This is a genomic window from Streptomyces acidicola (assembly GCF_009377235.1).
In the GTDB taxonomy this organism is placed as follows: Bacteria; Actinomycetota; Actinomycetes; order Streptomycetales; family Streptomycetaceae; genus Streptomyces; species Streptomyces acidicola.
Genome location: NZ_VMNX01000451.1, coordinates 1 through 3,218, shown reverse-complemented (window position 1 = coordinate 3,218; position 3,218 = coordinate 1). Strand labels below are relative to the sequence as shown.

Here is a 3,218-nt window from a genome sequence, read left to right as displayed (position 1 = left end):
CGCCTACGCCGAAGACCTCGCCGAGGTGCGTCAGGAAGTGAAAGCGCTGCGGGCCGAGCAGACCAAACAGGACCGCCGGATCGCCGCACATCTGCGCTGGGACCGGCAGGTCGTCGGCGCGCTGCGCGACCTCGGCGGCTCGATCGCCGACCCACCCCCGCTCTACGCCGAGGAGGCATGACCGATGCCCAAGTCCCAGAACGGCTACGCCGCGAACGACATCAGCCTGACCAAGATCTACGCCGTGCCCGGCACGACCCGGAACATCCGGCTCCGCAAGGGGCCGGCCGGTGAGCTGCTGGTGTGGGTGCTCGCCCAGTTCCACGCCCGGGTCGAGGACCTCGACGACGGGCAGCTGGACGACTGGGGCTACGCCGAACGCACCATCCGCGGCAGCAGCACGACCCTGTCCAACCACGCCAGCGGCACAGCAGCCGACGCCAACGCCACCCGACACCCGCTCGGCACCGACCCGACGGCGAACTTCAACGCGGCGCAGATCCGCACCATCCGCGAGATCGTCGCCGCCACCCGCGGCGCCGTGCGGTGGGGCGGCGACTACCAGGGCCGCAAGGACCCGATGCATTTCGAGATCGTCGAGGACGAGGCGTTCTGCGCTCGCGTCCTGGCAGACCTGACCACCGGCACCGAGGAGGACGACTTGACCCCCGACCAGAGCGCCAAGCTCGACCACATCTACAACCAGCTCGCCGGCTCGTTCAAAGCGCACGACTTCCCCGGCTGGGAGATCGACATGGGCAACGGGCAGAAGGTCCGGCTGACCCCGGTCGACATGCTGCGCGCGCTGTACCGCGGCGTGTTCGGGTTCGACCAGTCCCGGATCATCGGGCCGGACGGCAAGCGCGACCAGAACAAGACCAACCTGCGCGATCTCGTGTTCGACGGTGCGAAGTGGGAGTTCGAGGACCGCGCTCGGCTCGACCGGGTCGAATCGGCCCTGGGCAACCTCGCGGCTGCCGTCGACCGCATCGCGGCCAAGATCGGAACGGCGGGATGAACGTCGGCAAGCTGCTCGCTGCGCTGCGGTGGCTCGGCGGCCGAGTGGCGCCGGTTGCGAAGGCGCTGGGCGCGCTGGCCGGCGGCGCGACCGGCGTCGGCGTGGCCGCCGTGCTCGACGTCCTCGGCGTGCACGTCACACCCGAGGCCGCAACCGCGATCGCCGCGGTACTCGCCGCGATCGGCGCGCACCAGGCGCCGGCGAACAAGCCACGCAGCTGACCCCGTCTCACGTGCCCTGGTACTTGGTCTGCTGGCGCCCGGGCCGGGGCAGCGCGGCCGCTCGCCACATCGCGTCCTCGTCGCGCGCGAGCCGCCACGAGGCGTTCCGCGGGTCCGTCCGGTAGCAGGCCCAGCAGGTGTACTCGACCGTTCCGCCGCCGTCCGGGCTCCACCCCTGCCCGACCGCGCCCGGCGCGGCGAGGTCGTGGCCGGCCAACGGGCACCGGACCGGTCGGACCCGGCCGACGGCGGGAGGGCGCCTGGATTGCCACTGCTCCACGCCGATGATCGGCGTGGACGATCCTTCGCTCATGTGTTCGAGTATGCGAGCACGGACTATCGGGCGCGACCGCCGAAGGGTGGAGCCCCGGCGGTCGGCGCGCGACTCGGTCGCGTTCGTTGTCGGATGGGTTGCACGTGCATCCGCACCCGCCGGGGCTCCCCTGCCAGACGCTGGGGGAGCGCCGGCAGTCTGGGTGAGCCCGCCCGGGGTGCTCTGCCCGGGACATGGGACTGGAGTGGTTCCGGACGGGCTCCCGTGAAGCCTCACACTCCGCTGCACGATGTTCAATCGTCTATACGAGTGAACCAGCGTGGACGTGTGTGCACCTACCTGCACGTACCGCAACGAACCTGAACTAGTTGATCATCTAACGTCCACTGATCGTGGACCCAGATGCCAGGATCGATCCGTACGCGCCGCTGCCGCCGTTTCGGCAGCTGGTCGAGATCCTGACTGCGCGCATCGAGCGCGGCGACTGGCCGCCGGAGCGCCCGATCACCGCGGAAGCACGGCTGGCCGAGGAGTACGGCATCGCGCGCAACACCGTGCGGCGCGCGATCGCCGTGCTGACCGAGCGCGGGCTGTTGTTCGTCGTCCCCAAGCGTGGAACCTTCGTCGCGAAGCGGTAGCTGGAACCCCGGCTGGCGCGAGGGTCGGGAGCACCCGCGCCAGCCGGGGAGTCATCGGCGGTCGCGGCGCCCGCGCCGGTCGGGGCGTTCTTCGGTAGCCAGCTCGCCGACCGGGTCCAGGTTCTCGTCGAGCAGCTGGCCCGTCTCGATGTCGTACCGCTGGCCGGCGTCGTCGCCCCGGTAGCTCCTCAGCCCGTCGTCGTTCACCGCGCCGGCCTCCGAGGCGCCGGGATCCCCTCGCCCGGCCGGTCGAGGCGGCGCAGCCCGACGAGCACCCGCTTCGCCAGCTCGGCACGCATCCCGGGCGAGAGGTCCGGACCGAGCACCGCCGGTGCAGGTACCGACTGCGGTATCCGGCGCTCCAACGGCAACCGTGCACAGCCGATCGTCGTCGACGCCTCGATCACCGGCCGCCCGCGCTGCAGCGGCGCGCGCTCGCGCTGTGCGCGCGCCATGCAGCGCTCACAGGGCATCCCGCCGAACGCGGCGAGCCATTCCAGGTCTTCGGCCCGAAATCGCTGTCCGCACAGCGAGACCGGGTTGTCCGGGTCGTCCTGGGCAACGGCGAACAAGTGCACCTCGCGGCGAGTCTCACCGGCCGTACCGGGCGCCAGACGTCCGAGGAGCCGCACCGTCATGACCACCACCTGTCCTCGGGGCTGAGCTTGCCGATTGCGAGCCGGAGCCCGGCCGAGACGTCCACCGCGTCCGCCTCGTCGAAGTAGACGACCCTGTCCCCGACCTCGACGACCACGCGGTGGTCATCCGTAGTGCCGTAGCAGAGATCCACGGGCCGGCCGTTCTCGTCGACGCCGGTGCGCGTCCAGGTGAATCTCAGGCCCGGACGGGCGCCCGCTCGCTGGTCGCCAGCCGGGGGATCGGCGGGCGTCCGCTGGTCGTCGTCGTCGGCGTGGCTCATCCCGGCCTAGTCCACCCTCGTTCACTCATGGGCTCGTCTACTCGTACGTACGAGTTGAGGATGGCACCGGGGGTAGCCGTAGTCAACACGACTAGACGAGTGGGATGATCGAACGATGGTCGACCGATCCAGCGGCGTAGCCGTACAC

At 70.8% G+C, this 3,218-nt stretch carries 8 protein-coding genes; 4 read left to right on the top strand and 4 right to left on the bottom strand.

Annotated features, from left to right (window positions below; translation table 11 throughout):
- From FPZ41_RS47685 to FPZ41_RS45825, 3 genes are all read left to right on the top strand, one after another.
- Positions 1–181 (top strand): hypothetical protein (locus FPZ41_RS47685; protein WP_194236458.1); only part of this gene is annotated, 181 nt, incomplete at its 5' end.
- A 3-nt stretch (positions 182–184) separates the two neighbouring features.
- Positions 185–1,018: a M15 family metallopeptidase gene (locus FPZ41_RS45830; RefSeq protein WP_152870759.1), complete on the top strand. Its 834-nt coding sequence runs from the start codon at positions 185–187 to the stop codon at positions 1,016–1,018.
- Positions 1,015–1,239 (top strand): hypothetical protein, encoded by a 225-nt coding sequence (locus tag FPZ41_RS45825; protein ID WP_152870757.1) that lies wholly within the window; start codon positions 1,015–1,017, stop codon positions 1,237–1,239. The genes FPZ41_RS45830 and FPZ41_RS45825 overlap by 4 nt, the downstream gene beginning before the upstream one ends.
- A 7-nt stretch (positions 1,240–1,246) precedes the next feature.
- Here FPZ41_RS45825 and FPZ41_RS45820 read toward each other — a convergent pair whose 3' ends face one another.
- Positions 1,247–1,552 carry a hypothetical protein gene (locus FPZ41_RS45820; RefSeq protein WP_152870755.1) on the bottom strand — a complete coding sequence of 102 codons (306 nt, stop codon included), beginning with the start codon at positions 1,550–1,552 and terminating at the stop codon, positions 1,247–1,249.
- A 353-nt stretch (positions 1,553–1,905) separates the two neighbouring features.
- On the opposite strand from FPZ41_RS45820, the gene FPZ41_RS45815 reads away from it, so the two are divergent.
- Positions 1,906–2,151 (top strand): GntR family transcriptional regulator, encoded by a 246-nt coding sequence (locus tag FPZ41_RS45815; RefSeq protein ID WP_229874945.1) that lies wholly within the window; start codon positions 1,906–1,908, stop codon positions 2,149–2,151.
- A 51-nt stretch (positions 2,152–2,202) separates the two neighbouring features.
- Here the strand turns inward: FPZ41_RS45815 and FPZ41_RS47680 are convergent, their stop codons facing one another.
- From FPZ41_RS47680 to FPZ41_RS47675, 3 genes are read right to left on the bottom strand one after another with little or no spacing between them, the layout of a single operon-like run.
- Complete coding sequence (locus tag FPZ41_RS47680) at positions 2,203–2,358, bottom strand: hypothetical protein (protein WP_191249503.1); 156 nt, start codon at positions 2,356–2,358, stop codon at positions 2,203–2,205.
- Positions 2,355–2,789 (bottom strand): hypothetical protein, encoded by a 435-nt coding sequence (locus FPZ41_RS45810; protein WP_152870751.1) that lies wholly within the window; start codon positions 2,787–2,789, stop codon positions 2,355–2,357. The genes FPZ41_RS47680 and FPZ41_RS45810 overlap by 4 nt, the downstream gene beginning before the upstream one ends.
- Positions 2,786–3,070: a hypothetical protein gene (locus FPZ41_RS47675; protein WP_191249504.1), complete on the bottom strand. Its 285-nt coding sequence runs from the start codon at positions 3,068–3,070 to the stop codon at positions 2,786–2,788. The genes FPZ41_RS45810 and FPZ41_RS47675 overlap by 4 nt, the downstream gene beginning before the upstream one ends.
- Positions 3,071–3,218: the final 148 nt, after the last annotated feature.

Bases quoted from the DNA above. Each gene is read 5' to 3' on its own strand.
- FPZ41_RS45830 (WP_152870759.1), top strand. From the start codon at position 185: ATGCCCAAGTCCCAGAACGGCTACGCCGCGAACGACATCAGCCTGACC.
- FPZ41_RS45825 (WP_152870757.1), top strand. From the start codon at position 1,015: ATGAACGTCGGCAAGCTGCTCGCTGCGCTGCGGTGGCTCGGCGGCCGA.
- FPZ41_RS45820 (WP_152870755.1), bottom strand. From the start codon at position 1,552: ATGAGCGAAGGATCGTCCACGCCGATCATCGGCGTGGAGCAGTGGCAA.
- FPZ41_RS45810 (WP_152870751.1), bottom strand. From the start codon at position 2,789: ATGACGGTGCGGCTCCTCGGACGTCTGGCGCCCGGTACGGCCGGTGAG.
- FPZ41_RS47675 (WP_191249504.1), bottom strand. From the start codon at position 3,070: ATGAGCCACGCCGACGACGACGACCAGCGGACGCCCGCCGATCCCCCG.